We start from the raw sequence: 18,490 nt of genomic DNA, 5'->3' as shown, positions 1-18,490 counted from the left end.
TTTATTTTATACAATAGTGCATGTTGGTCAGTCTAAAAAATCTCTGAACAACATGCAAGTGACACAACAGTTATTATGATTGCTTTTGGTTAAGCTTTTGACTGATTGCTCTGTGCTTCGCATTCACGACGCACATCTTCGATAATTTTAAGTTCTTCTTGGCTAAAAGGTTGCTCATTGAGCTGCTGCTTTTTAAAGGTTGGATCAAGCAGTGATAAACGCTGACACAAATTATTCATACGTTTTTCATTCAACTGAATACGGTCAAGCAACACTCGCATACCTTCTAACATTGGATCAGTTTGATCTTGAGTTGCGGCGTAAGCTTGGAAGCCAATACTTTCAGCATAATTGCGGCGGCTTGATTCTACTTCATCTTTTGGCTTGTCTTTACTAATGAAGCGAGCAGGGTTACCCACCGCAGTGGTATCAGCAGGAACTTCTTTGGTGACAACGGCATTGGAGCCAACTTTTGCATTTTTACCCACGGTAAATGGTCCAAGAATTTTTGCACCAGCGCCAACTACGACACCATCTTCCAAAGTTGGATGACGTTTGCCTTTATTCCAAGTAGTGCCACCTAAGGTCACACCATGATATAAAGTGACGTCATCCCCAATTTCCGCTGTTTCACCAATCACGACACCCATGCCATGATCGATGAAAAAGCGACGACCAATTTTAGCACCAGGGTGGATTTCAATGCCTGTAGCAAAGCGACTAAAAGAAGACAATAGGCGGGCTGAGCCTTTACACTCTTTTTTCCAAAGTTCATGAGCCATGCGATGCATGATCAGTGCATGAATTCCAGGATAAGTAGTTAAGACTTCGAGTGTATTTCGTGCAGCAGGATCGCGCGCGAATACAGCCTGTATATCTTCTTGGAGCTGCTTAAGCATTTGATTGATCCTCATTGTCTTTAGATTTTTTCCATGTTCCGTTATTCATCGCCTGTACTCGGCTAAAAATGCCACGCAATAAGTGGTATTCCATACGATCTAATTGTATACGTCCAAATAGACGACGCAAGCGCAAAGGTAACAATCTTGGATTTTTTGGATCCATAAATTCAATTTCTGCCAACATTTTTTCAATATGCGGGTAAAACTGTTCCATCATTTCATGAGTGACTAAGGGTTCATCCCATTGCATGTCGATGTCGTCAGTCACATGCATAGTTGCATCAGGGTTGGCAGTTAACTCGGTCATGCCTAGTGCTGCCATACGCATTTCATAGCAAATTACCTGAATGGCTTGCGCGACATTCAAAACGCCATAGTCCGTATTGACTGGAATGGTGACATGATAATTAGCCATCGCCAATTCTTCATTGGTTAAACCACGGTCTTCACGGCCAAACACCACAGCAACTTCTTGTTGGCTTTCACATACTGCTTTTAGTGACATTTCCGCAGCAGGGCGTGCATCAAGTAATGGCCAAGGAATAGTGCGACTACGTGCACTGGTACCAAAGACAATATGACAGTCTTTAATCGCATCTTCGAGTGTTTCAACAATTTCGATTTGTTCGATTAAATCCACTGCACCCGCAGCCAAAGCATTGATATCTGGATGTGGGTAAGTCTTAGGTGCAACGAGTACCAGTTTAGAAAGTCCCATGGTTTTCATGGCACGTAATGCACTACCAATATTTGCGGGTAATGTGGTATTGACCATGACAATACGCACATGGGAGAGATGTGCTGAAACCGCAGCATTGTCAGCTTGATTCATGTTGATTCCAAAATTATGTATTTAAAAGTGAGGCTCAAACATAGCGTTGAACCTTAAGAAAATTGACCTGCTTCTGCTTGGTAAAGATCCATTGCATCATCCATGCTCATACCTTCAGGCGGAGGTGGAACTTGAGCTGGTATTGATGCTTGCTCATAAGTAACCGCCTTGGCTGCTTTGGATTTGACATGATATTCAATGTGCAATGATTCTTTACCAAAATAGTCACGCAGTTTAGACAGTAATTCATCGAGTGGCGCTACTTTCCAGTTGAGTCCTAGATGAATATCTGCAGTTGCATATGGATAATCGACAAAAAGCTGTACTGGAATATGACTACACATATCGACATTACAGAAGGGAAGAAGAATATTTTGAATATCGCGAGATAAAGTTTTACTAAAATGATCTGGTGTTAGCTTAATTTGAATTGCATTCGCACGTTTTTGACGAATTTCATTCAAGCTAAACGCTTTGGTTAAGCGACCCATCGGGCGGTCAAAACCTTCACGTTCATAAATTTCACCTTCAATCACCACTACTTTTTCATTTTGAATGATGTCTTTAAAGCGATTGAAGCGTTCATGGTTGGCTGAAACTTCAATACGTGCAGTACCATCATCCAGTGTCACCATCATACGGTTCGGGAAGTTGGCTACATCGACCACCAAACCTGCAAACACAGTCGTTACACCACGACGTGTTGGGGTGAGTTCATTGATACGCTGCGAAACGAAGGCTTTAAGTTCAGGACGATAAACATCAATCGGGTGACCCGTTAAATAAAGTCCTAAAGTATCTTTTTCACCTTTTAGACGGACTTCGTCCGACCACGGTTTAACAGGTTTGGCTGGCTTGCGTTGAACTTCTTCAACTTCACCAAATAAATCCATCATACCTGTTTCGCGATTGGTTCTCGCTTGGTCCGCTGCTTGAACTGCTTCTGGCAGTTGCGCCATCAAGTCGGCACGTTCTAAACCAAGGCAATCTAATGCACCACCACGAATCAACGCTTCTAAAGTACGCTTATTGATTTTTTTCAGGTCAATACGGTGGCAGAAATCAAATAAATCTTTATATGGACCATCGTGAATACGCGAATCAATCACCGATTGCATTGCGGCTTCACCCACACCTTTAATTGCACCTAAACCATACACGATGGTTTTAGGATCACTGGCATGGAAATTATAAAGTGACATATTGACCGAAGGGGGCAAGACTTCTAATCCATTGATACGGCAGTCGTCAATGATGAACACGACGTTGTCAGTGTTCTGCATTTCCGAGGTCATGACCGCAGACATAAATTCAGCAGGATAATGTGCTTTTAACCAAGCCGTTTGATAAGCAACAAGGGCATAGGCTGCTGCATGCGATTTGTTAAAACCGTAGCCTGCAAATTTTTCCATATAGTCAAAGATATGGTTGGCAGTATCGGCATCGATACCTTTGAGAGCTGCACCTTCAGTGAAGGTTTGGCGCTGCTTAACCATTTCTTCGACTTTCTTTTTACCCATGGCACGACGAAGTAAATCTGCACCACCCAAGCTATAGCCTGCACAGAACTGCGCTGCCTGCATTACCTGTTCTTGGTACACCATAATGCCGTAAGTTGGTTCAAGTACACTTTCCAATAATGGGTGCAAGTACTCAAACTCGCCACCGTGCATACGGAAAATGAAGTCTGGAATTAGGTCCATCGGGCCTGGACGGTACAAGGATACGAAGGCAATAATTTCTTCGAACTTACTTGGGCGTGCCTCTTTCAGCATTTTTTTCATGCCGACGGATTCAAACTGGAATACCGCTGTAGTATTCGCATCTGCGAACACTGCATAAGCAGCTTTATCATCCAGAGGAATCAGAGAAATGTCGACAGTCGTTGTGATGTCAGGACGGGCATTAATATGCTTAATGGCATCTTCAATTACCGTTAAGTTACGTAAGCCCAAGAAGTCGAATTTAACCAGACCCGCTGCTTCAACGTCATCTTTATCGAACTGTGCAACACGGTTGGTACCATCAGCATCACATAGGACAGCCGAATAGTCAGTTAACTTGGTTGGTGCAATAACCACACCACCAGCATGTTTACCTGTGTTACGGGTAATGCCTTCAAGTTTGAGTGCCATTTCCCAAATTTCTGCTGCATCGTCGTTATCTGGGTTAGATGGGTTGGTAACAATGTCTTTAAGCTGCGGTTCCGCTTCAATAGATTCTTCCAAGGTTAAACCTAAAGGTTTAGTTGGAATCATTTTAGAAATACGGTCAGCCAAACCATAAGATTTACCCAAGACACGGGCTACGTCGCGAATTGCACCTTTAGCTGCCATGGTACCGAATGTAGCAATCTGAGACACAGCATCACGACCATAGGTACGTGCGACATAGTCAATCACACGGTCACGACCTGCGATACAGAAATCGACGTCAAAGTCGGGCATGGATACACGTTCTGGGTTTAAGAAACGTTCGAACAGCAGGTCATAACGGAGAGGGTCAAGGTCGGTAATTTTTAAGCTATACGCAACCAATGAACCTGCACCTGAACCACGACCTGGCCCTACAGGTACACCATTTCCTTTGGACCATTGGATGAAGTCCATGACAATCAGAAAGTAACCAGGGAACTGCATACTCAGAATGATGCCAACTTCATAGGCGAGTCGCTCATCATAAGGCTTGCGTATCTCGGGCCAATCATCTCCACGTTGTTCAACAGGGTATAAATGTTCCAGACGTTCTTCTAACCCAACTTGAGATAAATGCTCAAAGTAAGTATCGATGGTATGACCTTCAGGAATTGGATAATCCGGTAAGTCATGGAAGCCTAAGCGCAGTGAAACGTTACATCGTCGTGCAATATGGTAAGTATTTTCAATAGCTGTAGGAATGTCTGAAAACAGCTCAGTCATTTCTTCAGCTGTTTTGAAATACTGTTCTGGAGTGTGATTTTTCGGGCGTCGATTATCACCAAGGACATAACCGTCTGCAATACACACACGTGCTTCGTGCGCTTCATAATCTTCTTTGGTAACGAAATGCACATCATTATGTGCCACAACACCAATATTGAATTTTTTCGCCAGTTGGACTGCTTCGTGAATGAAGTCTTCTTCACCGGGACGGTCTGTACGTGTTAAGGATAAGTAAACGCGGTTGCCAAACTTTTCCACCCATTCAGCAAGCAGTGGCTCAGCTTTTTGTGGATTGGATGAGCAAAGCATTTTGCCCACATCACTGTGCATGCCGAGTAGCACAATTAAGTCTTCGTGCTGATTTAAAATCCAGTCTTTTTGTACACAAGGGATATCCAATTGTTGACCTGAAATAAAGCCTTCTGAAACTAACTCTGTCAGACTCCGCCAACCCTTATTTGACATCGAGAGCAAGGTAACTTTGTGCTCTGCATCGTTTAAACGCAGGGTAGAACCTAAAATAGGTTTAATGCCCTTATCAATCGCTTTACGATAAAACTTCACTGCTGCGTGTAAGTTAGATAAGTCAGTAATGGCTAAAGCAGGCATATCATCTGCGGCTGCAGCTTTTACAAGATCAGGTATACGTACAATAGATTCGGTGACTGAAAATTCTGTAAAAATACCAAGATGTACAAAGTGCATAGATGAGTCCCTGCGAAAACAGCTGATTATTTTAGCACGCTCTACGATGAAACTTGCGTTTATTGCTGAGCTTTATGCAGTTTTATAAGTTCACTGTTTACGCAATAAACGCTTGAGTTTGAGATGTGATTAGCAGGCAACACCTTGATTAATTAAAAATGAGCTTAATTTTCCTTTTTTGAAGTTAAACGCTATATTGCCGATATAAGGTAAATCGTAATTTTGCTGCTCTTTCAAAATGGATTGAGCGACTTTAGGCGGAAGTAAAATGACATAGGCAACCTCATTGGGATTGGCTGATTTTGCGCTCATTGGAAAATCTTTTTGGAATTGCTGAAAAGTGTATTGGTGAGTAATGATGGTCTGTCCAATTTGAATTTTATCTTGTATTTTCGATGCATTGTTCCATTCCATCCAAACAGCGCCTTTGGTTTGACCTAATTGGGCGAAGCTGCTTTTATTTTTATAAAATTTATCGCTTTTAATTTGTGGATTGTCCTCAGCATAGATTTCAAACCTTAAATCTTTACCATTCGTTGTTACACTATATTCAGTATTGCCCGTACATTCAGAATATTCATATTTTAACTTCACTGGATTTTTGCTTATTAGGGCATCAGCTTTTGAGGCAGCTAGGGGTGAGGCTAAATCGATGCCATTGACTTTAACGCTGGTGACATGATCATAGCCTGCAATCGATGCCGAAGCTGTAGTGTGAATAATCGAACTAATAATGATTGTTGAAAATAAAGAATGAGTGAAGCGCATAGCTGTCCTTTTAGAATTTTGTGTTGTATTGACTGTAATCAGTTGTTGGATTGGATGTACGTCTTTGAAGTTGTTGATTAATAATTTGAATCAAATGTAGAGCTTCATCTTTGCTGATTGATTCTGCAAAACTTGATGTTTGATCTGCATGTAAAATTAGAATTTTACCCAAAGGTTGTTGATCTATATGTCCATCAAAAGCGTTGAGTTTAATCTCTGAAATTTGATGAGTTGCAATATTTTGAGCTTTGCCCAGACTCATGATTGAATGCTGGATCTTGAGCTGCTGATCTTTAATTGTTAGACGTTCTTTGTCAAAAAGCATTTTGACAAGACTCTTTATGGTGCTAATTCCACCTGCTGTCCAAATGAGTAACCACACGCTATTAAATGTGTTGAGTTGATAATTTGAGTTGATGAAGTTAATCACGGCATTGTATTCAAAATATGCCCAAGCTATGAGCCATAGAAAAGTGAACAAGACAATAAAGTAATTTATCTTTTGAGGAATTGAGATTGTGAGGCCATTAAAGTCGTGTTGAATCGAAGCTTGGCTATTTTTATCAGTCATATAAAATTCTTTTTAAAAATTACATAAAAGTGAATAGTTGTTTTAAGTCAAAATTATAAAATATTATGCTCAAAATAAAACCCTCAGTAGAGGGTTTTATTGAGGCGCTTTGAATAGGTCTTAACGTAATTTAGATAACCAATCACCAAGACTTTGAACAATTTGCACCAAAATCAATAATACGATAACGGTCATAATCACAACGCTACTATCAAAACGCTGATAACCATAAGAAATCGCTAAGTCACCAATACCACCTGCGCCGACTGCACCCGCCATAGCCGTTGCACCAATCAAGCTGATCGTTGCAGTGGTTAAGTTTAAAATCAGAGAGCTACGTGACTCAGGTAAAACAAACTTAGTGATGATCTGCATTGGAGATGCACCCATCGCTTGGGCAGATTCAATAATCCCATCATTTACTTCAAGTAAAGAAGTTTCGATTAAACGACCAATATAAGGACCTACATAAATGGTGAGCGGAACAATCGCTGCCCAAGTACCAATTGAAGTGCCTACAATGACTTTGGTCAAAGGAATGACAGCAATCAATAAGATAATAAATGGCAATGAACGTAGCGCATTTACGATAGGGTTTAAGCCATGATAGATCACTCGGTTTGGCAAAATGCCTTGAGGGCGAGAGACATACAGAATCACAGCTTGAATAAAGCCCCAAATACAGCCAAATAACATGGCAAAGAACACCATGTGAAAAGTTTCTTGTAGGGCAGTGACAAACTGATCCATCGAGAGAGAGCTTTTCCAAAATGGCGCAGTGATTTGAGTCAGCCATTGAACGATTAAATCTCTCATTGCTGAACTCCTGCTTGTGTCACTTCAACGCCATTTTGCTCAAGGAAAGCCACCGATTGCTGAATCAATGCTGCATCACCTAAAAGCTGTACAAACATTTGTCCAATTACAGCGCCATTAATTTCAGTCATATTGGCGAATAAAATATTCAAGCTAATATCAAACTGTTTAATGACTGATTGCACCACGGTTTCTTGCGCAGAACTGCCAAGGAATTTTAAGCAATAGATACTGTTATGATTTTTATTTTCTAAGTTATTCAAAATGTTAACTGGTAACTGTTGTTGTAGCACAGTTTGAATGAAATTCTTGGTGGTGTTTTGCTGCGGCTTACTAAAGATCTCAAGCGTTGAACCATGTTCAATTACTTTGCCTTGTTCCATAACGGCAACAAAATCACAAACAGATTCAATGACATCCATTTCATGGGTCACCATGACAATGGTAATACCTTGTTCTCGGTTGATTTTTTTAAGCAGTGATAAAACAGATTTTGTGGTTTGCGGGTCAAGGGCAGATGTCGCTTCATCACAGAGTAAAATTTTAGGATGATTTGCCAGTGCACGAGCAATACCGACACGTTGTTTTTGCCCACCAGATAACTCATCTGGAAAGGCATTTTTTTTATGTTTAAGGTCAATAAATTCTAATAATTCATCTAAACGCTTTTGACGCTCAGCTTTAGATACACCTAATAATTTCAAAGGCATTTCAATGTTTTGTGCAACTGTTTTAGTTTGCAGCAAATTGAAGTGCTGGAAAATCATACCAATGTTGGTGCGTTCTTGACGAAGCTCGCTCGAATTTAAAGCCGTAAAATCTTTATCATTGATAATGATCTGACCTTCGCTAGGGCGCTCCAGCAAATTGATTAAACGGATTAAGGTACTTTTGCCTGCACCACTGTAGCCAATAAGACCGAAAATACAGCCATCTGGAATGTCCAGATTAATCTGATCCAGTGCTGTTACGGTTTGGCCTTTAAGCTCAAAATGCTTGGAGATATTTTTAAATTGGATCATAGCGTCAAAAAAGGTTCAAAAATGAAAAAACAGGCAAAGTAAACTTTGCCTGTTTATTTGAAGAAATTATATTACTATTTTGCTTCAGTGAGGTAGCTTGTTGGCTTATTTACATCAATTTTAGTGCCACCGAAGTGTTCATCAATATAAGCTTTCACAGCAGGAGTGTGGTAAAGCGCACCCACTTTTTGTAATACAGGATCGTTTTGACGGTCAGCTGCAACAGCAAGAATGTTGACATTCATTTTAGTGCTTTGGTCGATTGGCTCGTAGTACACCGCATCTTTAAGCACATTTAAACCGCCTTCCATTGCAAGCGTATTACCCAAAACAATTGCATCTACTTCGTCTTTTACACGAACCGCAGTCGCCATTTGAATTGGTTTGATCACGATTTTTTTCGCGTTCTCAGTTACATCTGCAGTTGTGCCTTGTACGTCATCAAAACCAGCTTTAAGTTTAATTAAGCCAGCAGATTGAAGTAGTAATAATGCACGAGACTCGTTTGCGCCATCATTTGGAATTGCAATGGTTGCACCAGTTTTGAACTCATCAAGCTTTTTAACTTTGCTTGAATAGATACCCATTGGTTCTAAGTAAGTCGTCGAAAGCGGTGCAATTTTATCTTTATTGTTGTCGTTAAACGCAACCATGTATGCATACGATTGGAATGCATTCACATCAATTTCTTTGTTGGCTACAGCTGTGTTCATAGACACATAATCTGTGAAGTTTTTCACTTCAAGTTTAATGCCAGCTTCCTTTGTTTCAGGAAGTGCAGCGATATAGCGCCAAATGTCAGCATCGGAGCCTGTAGATGCCATTGTTACTGTTTTAACTTCAGCAGTATCTGTTGATTTTGTAGCATCAGTAGCAGGTGCTTCTTGTTTGCCACAGCCAGACAAACCAACTGATAGACCTAAAACAAGACCAAGGAGCTTTTTCATGTGTTCATCCCAGATAAATTTAACATTATTTTAAATTTATCAATGTGAATAGAGAGATTATTTCTGTTTAAATCTGTACATCTGACTTTAAAGAGAGTCATATTTCGATGCAAGACGATATCGGTTTCATTAAGTCACTTTATTGGCACGAAAAATTGTCTATTTCAGAATCTAAGGACTTAACTATGAGTGATATCAAAAAGTTAGTGCGATCATAACAAGTTTTTTTTATGCAATATAGTGATTAAAAGATTGCTGGTTATATTTATTAATGCTTAAGTCAAAAGGGTTTCTGCTAAAACAGTTTTAAAAACAATATATTGTGTTTATTAAGTTTGAAATTTCTCGTATTTTTATAGGTTTAAGTTCTATATAAGATTTTCTACAATCTAAAGCTGAAAATTGGATATAAATTGGAATACAGTTAAAACTTCGGTTTTCCAACGAGTGATCATTCAGTATAAAAATTTTGGTTTTATTTCTGCAAAAAAATAATTGATTAACAATAAAGTAATCGATTTGAATCATACTTTTTAGCTAAGACTGTATATTTATGAACGTTAATTTTCAGTGCAGATTTGCGTGCATAGGCAATCCTCTCATAAATAAATCATTTAGAATTTTTTTAAAATAATGTATAAAAAACAAACAAAATATTATTGCTAAGAATATTAAAGCAAACGAACTTTAAATAGAGATATATCATGTCTAAACAATTTGATTTTGTTTCAGTCACCAAAAAACCAACGATTCATTACGGTGGGCGTTCAGTAAGTCATGTGTTGCAAATGGAAGATGGAACCAAGAAAACCATAGGTGTCTTTTTACCATCGGAACAGCCATTGGTTTTTGAAGCACATGTGAATGAACGTTTGGAAATTATATCGGGTCAATGTTTGGTACAAATTGCGGATTAGCCTGAATATCAAATGTTTAGTACTGGCGAATCTTTTTCGGTGAAGGAAGGATGTGTTTTTAAAATACATGCTAAAGATGTTGTGGATTATGTTTGTCATTTTGAATAAAAACTCGCATCTAGCGAGTCTTTTTAATTGGTAGCTATCTCATGTAATGAGATAAAATTAAGTAATTTGATGTGCAATTGAGCGTTAACCTATAGCTTTAGGGTATTCAGCACCATAAAAACCACTTTTGGCAAAGCTCCAATGCTTTTGCTTATACTTCTGCAAAGCACATGATTACAAGCGGTGATGATAGTACTATTCACAAGTACTTTCACCTGCATGGAATACTTTGCATCAGCAAAAAGGGATATGTAGATAGTCACTACGCTGTATTTCATACAGGACGTGTTTATTTAAGGGGTGATTTGAAGGTACAAGCGGGTGATTAAACTCACAGACTTTTTGCATACCAATTTTTTGCATCACGTGTTCAGAGGGTTTATTTAAACACGCTGTAAATGAAATGACTCTGTCTAATCTTAAATTGCGGAAAGCATGTTTAAGAACAGCTTTTGCACCTTCTGTGGCATAACCTTGATGCCAATATTGAGGCAGTAAGCGCCAACCAATTTCGGGAGCATCTGCGATTTCAAACTCAGGTGGATGGATGTGTAAACCAATAAAGCCAATAAATTCGCCTGTGGCTTTTAGATCAACGGCGTATAAACCCCAACCGCGGGTTTCGATTGCATCTTTTAAGCGTTGCAGAAATGCAGTGGTTTCCTCAGCATTGAGCTTTTTAAGGAAGTAGCGCATGACATCGCCATCTGTGCACATTTGGATAAAAGGTGCAGTGTCAGAGTCTTGCCATTGGCGGAGGATAAGGCGAGGGGTTCTAATAGTCTGTGTCATAAAATAATGTTTCAGTATTAATTGCTTATATCATTTTGTTGGATAATATTTGACGCTGAAATAACCCAACTGTTGAGGAAGGTACAAAGTTCTAAATATATGTGCTGAATTGACTCGTTATTGGTTTTACATTGGATTAAATCATCATAAATAATGATATGGGAGTATAAAGAGCCTTCTTGTATGTAATTACCTACATCATGGAGATATTCTGAAAGAAAAATTAAATTGTGAAGATGGTATTCATATTGATGATCAAAAGTTATAGGCAACTTCTTTTGGACATATTCTTCTAAGATGGAAAAAGCGATATTTCCTGTATTGATATTTAATAATTGGGGATTAAGTTCAATAAAATATTTCTCAATTTTATCTGCCGATTCCATAAAACAGAGATTAAGTGCAAACTCGTTATGGATGTCTTTTGAGATCGTAGCTTCAGCCCAATCTTGAATGTCTTTTGCTGTGCATAATTCTACAATCAATTTGAGTTTTAGACGAAATTTTTCCTCATCATTCATCTTTTGTATTTTTAAATAATACCATTGATTTCATTTTGGCATAAAAAAACCCACCGAAGTGGGTTTTTAGAACTTAATTTAAATTAAGCATTTTCACGAGCAATTGCGCGGTAGCCAATATCTTTACGATATTGAACGCCGTCGAAAGTCACTTTTTGGCAAAGCTCTAAAGCTTTCGCTTGTGCTTCACCAATGGTATTACCCAGTGCAGTAACGCAAAGTACACGACCGCCAGCAGTCACAATGTCACCATTCTCAAGTGCTTTAGTACCAGCATGGAAAACTTTAGCATCAGCCATTTCAGTGTCTAAACCTGAAATTACATCACCATTGCTAGACGTTTCTGGGTAGCCCTTAGATGCAAGTACGATACCTACTGTCTTGCGCTCATCCCAATCTGCTTCCGCAGGTAAGTTACCAGCAATACCAGCTTCAACTAATTCAACTAATGATGATTTTAAACGCATCATGATCGGTTGAGTTTCGGGGTCGCCAAAACGACAGTTAAACTCGATCACTTTAGGTTGACCTTGTTCATCAATCATCAAACCTGCGTATAAGAAACCTGTATAAACATGACCGTCTTTTTTCATACCTTCAACGGTAGGACGCATCACTTCATTCATGGTTTTTTCAAATACGTCAGCGGTCACTACAGGTGCAGGAGAGTATGCACCCATACCGCCAGTGTTTGGACCTTGGTCGCCTTCAAAAATACGTTTGTGATCTTGAGAGGTTGCCATTGGCAAAATGTTGTCGCCATCAATCATGCAAATGAAAGACGCTTCTTCACCAGCAAGGAATTCTTCAATCACAACACGTGAACCAGCATCACCAAATTTGTTGCCAGCCAGCATGTCATCAATCGCATCAAATGCTTCTTGATTGGTCATCGCAACAATAACGCCTTTACCCGCAGCAAGACCGTCAGCTTTAATTACGATTGGCGCGCCATTTTTCTCTACAAATGCTTTGGCTGCATCTACTTCTGTAAATACATCATAGAAAGCAGTAGGGATGTTATGGCGTTTAAGGAAGTGCTTAGCAAATGCTTTTGAGCCTTCAAGCTGTGCAGCAAATTGGGTCGGACCCCAAATTTTCACGCCAGCTTCGCGACAAGCATCGACTACACCATTGACTAGAGGTGCTTCTGGACCAACCACGATCAAATCAACTGCATTATTTTTTGCAAAGTCGATAATCGCGGCATTGTCTAAAATATTAAGCGCAACATTTTCGCATTTATTTTCTGTTGCAGAACCTGCATTACCCGGTGCTACAAATACTTTTGTGACTTTGTCATCTTGTGCGATTTTCCATGCTAGTGCATGTTCACGACCGCCATTACCCAAAACTAAAATATTCATCTAAAAATCCCTCAAAAGAATAAAATCCCTCCCGACCTCCCTTTAAAAAAGGGAGGGGATCACGCTTGAAAATCAAGGTTTCTTACGTGAAAAGTCCCCCTTTTTACAAAGGGGGATTTAGGGGGATTAATAAATACGACTTTTAATCAATTAATGACGGAAATGACGCATGCCAGTGAAGACCATTGCAATACCAGCTTCATCAGCAGCAGCAATTGTTTCTTCATCACGCATAGAACCACCCGGTTGGATAATGCATTTGATTCCTGCTTTCGCAGCGTTATCAATACCATCACGGAATGGGAAGAATGCGTCAGATGCCATTACAGCGCCTTCAACCACGAGTCCAGCATGTTCAGCTTTAATTGCTGCAATACGTGCTGAGTTTACGCGGCTCATTTGACCTGCGCCAACACCAATCGTTTGACGGCCCTTTGCATAAACAATTGCATTAGATTTAACGTATTTCGCAACTTTCCAAGCAAAGATTAAGTCATCAATTTCTGCTTCAGTTGGAGCGCGTTTAGTCACAACTTTAAGGTCATCTTTAGTGATCATACCTAAGTCTTGATCTTGAACCAATAAGCCGCCGTTTACACGTTTGTAGTCAAGCTGTGCTTTACGTTCAGTAATCGCTGGAAGTTCGCCGCATACTAATACACGTACGTTTTTCTTCGCGCCAGTTACTTCAAGTACGCCTTCAGCAATGCTTGGTGCAATAATCACTTCAACGAACTGACGGTCAACAATGGCTTGCGCAGTTGCAACGTCTAATTCACGGTTAAATGCAATGATGCCACCGAATGCAGATTCAGGGTCAGTTGCATAAGCAAGGTCATAAGCCGCTTGAATGCCGTCTAGGGAAACTGCAACGCCACATGGGTTCGCGTGTTTTACGATTACACATGCAGGCTTAGCGAATGATTTAACACATTCAAGTGCTGCATCTGTATCTGCAATATTGTTATAAGATAATTCTTTACCTTGAAGCTGTTTCGCAGTTGAAACTGAAGCTTCAGTCGCAGTGTCTTCTACATAGAATGCAGCAGATTGATGCGGGTTTTCACCATAACGAAGATCTTGAACTTTGTTCAATTGAGTATTGAAGGTACGTGCAAATTTGTCAGCTTGACCTTCTTCCTTACCTACGCGAGCGCCTAAGTAAGATGCGATCATGCCGTCATACTGTGCAGTATGTTCAAATGCTTTAACAGCTAAGTCAAAACGTGTTGCATAAGATAAAGCGCCTTCAGCTTTAAGCTCAGCAACTACAGTTGCATAGTCAGCAGCATTTACTACGATACCTACAGATGCATGGTTTTTCGCAGCAGCACGAACCATTGTTGGACCGCCGATGTCGATATTTTCAATCGCATCTGCAAGTGAACAGTTTGGTTTCGATACAGTTGCAGCAAATGGATAGAGGTTTACAACAACTAAATCAATAGCATCGATGTTGTGTTCTGCCATCACAGCTTCGTCTAGACCGCGGCGAGCTAAGATACCACCATGGATTTTCGGATGTAGCGTTTTTACACGGCCGTCCATCATCTCTGGGAAACCTGTATGCTCCGAAACTTCAACTACGGCAACATTATTGTCTTTCAACAATTTGTATGTACCGCCAGTAGATAAAATTTCTACCCCTAGAGCAGCAAGTTCTTGTGCAAATTCAACAATACCAGTCTTGTCAGACACAGAGATTAAAGCGCGTTTAATAGTCATGATCTTCGTCACAGTTTTCAAGTACAAATAAAACAGAAATAGCTAAATTCGGGTCAAAAAAAATGCCCGCGGAAGCCGCAAGCATTTTATCATTTATTCACTCATTAAACCGTGAGCTTTTAACTTTTTACGTAAAGTCCCGCGGTTTAAGCCGAGAATCTCAGCAGCGCGTGTCTGATTACCACGCGTATATTCAAGAACTACAGATAGAAGAGGCTTCTCCATTTCCGCCAGCACCATGTCGTATACCTGAGATGGTTGCTCGCCTTGCAATTGTGCAAAGTAATGGCGAACTGCGCGATCTACGTGAATACGAAGAGCGACATCAGATTGTGCAGTAAAAATAGGAGATTTGCTATTCATGCGAATTAATCCGAAAAATCAAATATCACTTGGGTAAAGTGATTTGTTAAAAGTGGTCTATAAACTTTAATGAACTCCGTTTTAGTTCCTAATCCGGAGTTCTAAAACTTGTACATTACTTGTAGCTTGACACAACTCGCTAAATTGATCGAAAAATAAGCGTAACAATAAATTAATATTTGTTACAGCCTAAAAAACAAACAAAAAATCTACTCGATACGCGATAAGTTATAAAGCGTACGGTTGGGATTTTATTTGTTGTGAAAAATCAGCGAGGAGTTTGCAGCACAAAGCTTTCGTGGCGCGTATCATACCATTGTCTAAGCAAAAGTGAGCAAGAAAACTGCATTTTTTTTAGGTTTTTTTACATTTTTTAATAGTTTTTTCCAATATTAAGGGCGAATCAATTCTATTGAATAATTATCGAAGCTTTTACGGTCAATTGGGAGGACAAATTCAAATTTGAATGGACTACTTTTTGGAATTCGCTGAATGCCATTTAGTGTTTTATCTAAATATTCTTCTGGTTGTAATTGGTAAGTCGCAATTTCAGTACCATTTTCTTTTAATGAAACCTTTAATAAAGGTAGTGCAAGACTACGATCATGGTGATTGATCATCTCACCACTAAATTTGGTTTCTTTCTTTCCGGTGCTGCGCGCTTTGACTTTTTTAGTGCTAATTAGACTGTAGTGTTCTTCAAGTCGAGAACAATTAAACACATCACAGACTTTAGTGAAGGCAGCACCCATGACAGGGCTACTTTTTAAGTACTGTGGGTTAAACCAGAAAAATTGGAAAATCAATGCACCAAATAATAGGAAGTTAACTGAAATCCACATTAAATAATTTAAGGTGCTGCGTTTTTTTTCTTTTTCGGCTTGTTCTGCCCAATTTACAGCTGGAAGGTTGCCAATGGGTTCTGTGCTGAAATAATTTAAGTTATTTAAATAGGTTCTTAAATCAATATTTGAGTTTTCAACTTTTTGATCAAACAGCTTCAATAAAGGATGAGTTGCTTCTTCAGTATCGCTGTTGCTAATCGGTTGTTGAATATTAAATTCATTCACGTGAATGGTTGCAGGCTGTTTTTTTTCTGCATCTTGTGTGTTCGGAGTAGAAAAAGACAAGGCTTTTTCTACAACCAAATGAGATAGCGCATTAAAAGATGTTGAGCACTTTGGGCAACAGACCATACCCTGAGCGACAGTAAGCTGCGGAACAGTTACTTTATAAGTTGAAGAACAAGTCGGGCAGTTAGTTAGTTTGTCGCTCATAAGTACACATTTTAGATTTTAATACTTCTGGCGTTTTCCGGAAATTCGGCACCAGGTTTCGTCACGTTTTTCTACGTCTAATATATCAAAAAATTCAGAATAAACACTAGAAACATCAGAAACTTGCTCTTCAATTACACCTGCGAGTGCGAACTCTCCCTCAGATTTAATTAAAGTTGAGAAATCTGCCGCTAACGCCATTAATGGGCCAGCAAGAATATTTGCAACAAACACATCGGCTTTTTGACCTGCAAGCTCAGTATTGAACTCTTCAGGTAGGCCGACATATAAGTTCTCAAGTACGCCATTTAGTTCAGCATTCTGTTGAGTTGCTAAAACTGCTTGTGGGTCAATATCCGTCGCATAGACTTTTTTCGCACCCAAAAGCAGTGCAGCTACACCTAAAATACCTGAACCACAACCGTAATCGATCACGATTTTATCTTTAAGGTCGACTTTACCTAGCCATTGTAAGCAAAGGAAAGTAGAGGCATGGTTACCTGTACCAAAAGCAAGACCTGGATCAAGCTTGATATTTACGGCGTCTGCTTCAGGTGCTTCCATCCATTCAGGTACGATCCAGTATTTTTCACCAATTTGGATAGGCTCATAGGCATCCATCCAAGTACGTTCCCACTCTTGATCTTCAATGAATTCGCTGCGCATAGGTGCCTCAGGCAATTGTGCTTTAATAAATGTCTCTAAAGCAGCAACATCGATTTCTTCATCGTCTTCTTGAGCATAAATACCGGTAACAATCACTTTATTCCAAAGTGGAGTTTCGCCTGGAAGTGGTTCAAGTAAATCCTGATTCTCTGCATCATCTAGCGTTACACTCACTGCACCCAATGAACTGAGCAATGTTTCTGTGTAATCAACTTGAGCTTTCTCAACAGTAATATGAATTTGTAACCACTTCACGGATATAACCTAAAATTGTTTTATAAAAAGCTATTGTAACGGAACTAAGCAAGTTGCAGCGAGAAAATATGTATTTTCCTAAAATAAAAGGATGCGCATGGCATCCTTTTATTGGTTATATCTTCTATTCCTTTATGCCTGCTCTTCGATTTGAGTAGGCAATGGCGCAAAACGGGTAATTAAGAAACCAAATATTGCAGCAAAGATATACATAAAGAGTGAATAAACTGCGGCAGGCATTGCTACAGCTGAGCTTGCCATAACGGTTAGGGCAATAGTCATCGCAAGCGTACTATTGTGAATGCCAATTTCAAAAGCGCATGCACGGGCTTGTGCACTATTAATACCGAATAGTCGTGGTACAAAATAACCAATACATAGACTCAAAATACAGAACAGTACAGTTGCTAAGCCAACTTGGCCCAAATAGGTCGCAATGTTATTTCGCTCACTATAAATCGCACCAATAATAATTAATACGAGAAAGACGACGGCAAAGATGCGTAAAGGTTTATGGAGTTTTTCTGTGAGTTTGGGTGCGTAATGGCGAAGTAACATGCCAATACAGACAGGAATAATAATAATGCCGAATACTTGCAGAATTTTCCCAAACTGTAGGCTAATTTGCTGACCTTCTTGCATGAAGTGTTGAATAGAGAAATTGACAATTAACGGTAGGGTAATGGCGGCAATTACTGAGTTAATCGCAGTTAAGGTAATGTTTAACGCCAAATCGCCTTTAAATAAATAGCTAAACAGGTTAGCTGTACTTCCGCCTGGTGAAGCAGCCAGCAGCATAAGTCCTACAGCGAGTAATGGTGGTAAAGCTAGAAGTTTACATAGAATGAATGCTATCCCGACCAAAAGAATCAATTGACAGAATAAAGCAATCAGCACTGCTTTGGGGTGTTTGCTGACACGGGCAAAATCCTTCGGGCTAAGTTCAAGCCCAAGCCCAATCATAATAAAGGCGAGGGCCAGCGGTAAAAGAACTGTAATAATTCCAGAATCCATA

The 18,490-nt window shown here is 39.7% G+C and carries 16 protein-coding genes and 1 pseudogene; 1 reads left to right on the top strand and 16 read right to left on the bottom strand.

All coding sequences use genetic code 11. From position 1 onward, the window contains the following. Positions 1 to 89 precede the first annotated feature (89 nt). The 8 genes from cysE to B9T33_RS04295 all read right to left on the bottom strand — a co-directional run bounded on the left by cysE (position 90) and on the right by B9T33_RS04295 (position 9,484). The gene (gene cysE, locus B9T33_RS04330) at positions 90 to 899 is read right to left on the bottom strand and encodes a serine O-acetyltransferase (RefSeq protein ID WP_086177727.1); all 810 of its coding nucleotides are present in this window, start codon (positions 897 to 899) and stop codon (positions 90 to 92) included. After that, positions 892 to 1,734, bottom strand: a complete 843-nt coding sequence (locus B9T33_RS04325; RefSeq protein ID WP_086177726.1) for an RNA methyltransferase — start codon at positions 1,732 to 1,734, stop codon at positions 892 to 894. The genes cysE and B9T33_RS04325 overlap by 8 nt, the downstream gene beginning before the upstream one ends. A gap of 53 nt (positions 1,735 to 1,787) precedes the next feature. Further along, complete coding sequence (gene dnaE, locus B9T33_RS04320) at positions 1,788 to 5,360, bottom strand: DNA polymerase III subunit alpha (RefSeq protein ID WP_086177725.1); 3,573 nt, start codon at positions 5,358 to 5,360, stop codon at positions 1,788 to 1,790. 129 nt (positions 5,361 to 5,489) lie between these two features. Further along, on the bottom strand, positions 5,490 to 6,128 hold the full coding sequence (locus B9T33_RS04315; RefSeq protein WP_086177724.1) for a hypothetical protein: 639 nt from the start codon (positions 6,126 to 6,128) through the stop codon (positions 5,490 to 5,492). 10 nt (positions 6,129 to 6,138) lie between these two features. Then, entirely contained in the window at positions 6,139 to 6,699 is a 561-nt protein-coding gene (locus B9T33_RS04310; RefSeq protein ID WP_086177723.1) for a hypothetical protein, read from the bottom strand. A 120-nt stretch (positions 6,700 to 6,819) separates the two neighbouring features. Next, positions 6,820 to 7,515 (bottom strand): methionine ABC transporter permease, encoded by a 696-nt coding sequence (locus tag B9T33_RS04305; protein ID WP_078193550.1) that lies wholly within the window; start codon positions 7,513 to 7,515, stop codon positions 6,820 to 6,822. Then, a complete protein-coding gene (locus B9T33_RS04300; protein ID WP_086177722.1) occupies positions 7,512 to 8,537 on the bottom strand; it encodes a methionine ABC transporter ATP-binding protein in 1,026 nt (341 codons plus the stop codon). Before B9T33_RS04300 ends, B9T33_RS04305 begins: the two co-directional genes overlap by 4 nt. 74 nt (positions 8,538 to 8,611) lie before the next feature. Further along, the gene (locus B9T33_RS04295) at positions 8,612 to 9,484 is read right to left on the bottom strand and encodes a MetQ/NlpA family ABC transporter substrate-binding protein (protein WP_086177721.1); all 873 of its coding nucleotides are present in this window, start codon (positions 9,482 to 9,484) and stop codon (positions 8,612 to 8,614) included. A gap of 704 nt (positions 9,485 to 10,188) precedes the next feature. Between B9T33_RS04295 and B9T33_RS04290 the strand changes: the two are divergent. Beyond that, positions 10,189 to 10,509 (top strand): annotated as a pseudogene (locus B9T33_RS04290) (pyrimidine/purine nucleoside phosphorylase). Between the two features lie 234 nt (positions 10,510 to 10,743). On the opposite strand, the gene B9T33_RS04285 reads toward B9T33_RS04290, so the two are convergent. The 8 genes from B9T33_RS04285 to B9T33_RS04250 all read right to left on the bottom strand — a co-directional run bounded on the left by B9T33_RS04285 (position 10,744) and on the right by B9T33_RS04250 (position 18,489). Further along, positions 10,744 to 11,301, bottom strand: a complete 558-nt coding sequence (locus B9T33_RS04285; protein ID WP_086177720.1) for a GNAT family N-acetyltransferase — start codon at positions 11,299 to 11,301, stop codon at positions 10,744 to 10,746. A gap of 17 nt (positions 11,302 to 11,318) precedes the next feature. Further along, positions 11,319 to 11,822 (bottom strand): hypothetical protein, encoded by a 504-nt coding sequence (locus B9T33_RS04280; protein WP_086177719.1) that lies wholly within the window; start codon positions 11,820 to 11,822, stop codon positions 11,319 to 11,321. An 83-nt stretch (positions 11,823 to 11,905) separates the two neighbouring features. Then, positions 11,906 to 13,189 carry a phosphoribosylamine--glycine ligase gene (gene purD / locus B9T33_RS04275; RefSeq protein WP_086177718.1) on the bottom strand — a complete coding sequence of 428 codons (1,284 nt, stop codon included), beginning with the start codon at positions 13,187 to 13,189 and terminating at the stop codon, positions 11,906 to 11,908. Between the two features lie 150 nt (positions 13,190 to 13,339). Beyond that, the gene (gene purH / locus B9T33_RS04270) at positions 13,340 to 14,914 is read right to left on the bottom strand and encodes a bifunctional phosphoribosylaminoimidazolecarboxamide formyltransferase/IMP cyclohydrolase (RefSeq protein ID WP_086177717.1); all 1,575 of its coding nucleotides are present in this window, start codon (positions 14,912 to 14,914) and stop codon (positions 13,340 to 13,342) included. Between the two features lie 93 nt (positions 14,915 to 15,007). Continuing rightward, a complete protein-coding gene (fis, locus tag B9T33_RS04265; protein ID WP_001086304.1) occupies positions 15,008 to 15,277 on the bottom strand; it encodes a DNA-binding transcriptional regulator Fis in 270 nt (89 codons plus the stop codon). A 392-nt stretch (positions 15,278 to 15,669) separates the two neighbouring features. Further along, positions 15,670 to 16,554: a DUF3426 domain-containing protein gene (locus B9T33_RS04260; RefSeq protein ID WP_086177716.1), complete on the bottom strand. Its 885-nt coding sequence runs from the start codon at positions 16,552 to 16,554 to the stop codon at positions 15,670 to 15,672. Positions 16,555 to 16,572: 18 nt separating this feature from the next. Continuing rightward, the gene (gene prmA, locus B9T33_RS04255) at positions 16,573 to 17,475 is read right to left on the bottom strand and encodes a 50S ribosomal protein L11 methyltransferase (RefSeq protein WP_086177715.1); all 903 of its coding nucleotides are present in this window, start codon (positions 17,473 to 17,475) and stop codon (positions 16,573 to 16,575) included. A gap of 132 nt (positions 17,476 to 17,607) precedes the next feature. After that, positions 17,608 to 18,489, bottom strand: coding sequence for a bile acid:sodium symporter family protein (locus tag B9T33_RS04250; protein ID WP_086177714.1), 882 nt, complete (start codon positions 18,487 to 18,489; stop codon positions 17,608 to 17,610). Position 18,490: the final 1 nt, after the last annotated feature.

The organism is Acinetobacter sp. ANC 5054 (assembly GCF_002135295.1).
In the GTDB taxonomy this organism is placed as follows: Bacteria; Pseudomonadota; Gammaproteobacteria; order Pseudomonadales; family Moraxellaceae; genus Acinetobacter.
Note: the sequence above shows the minus strand (reverse complement) of the source record. Positions and strands in the feature narration are given on the sequence as shown.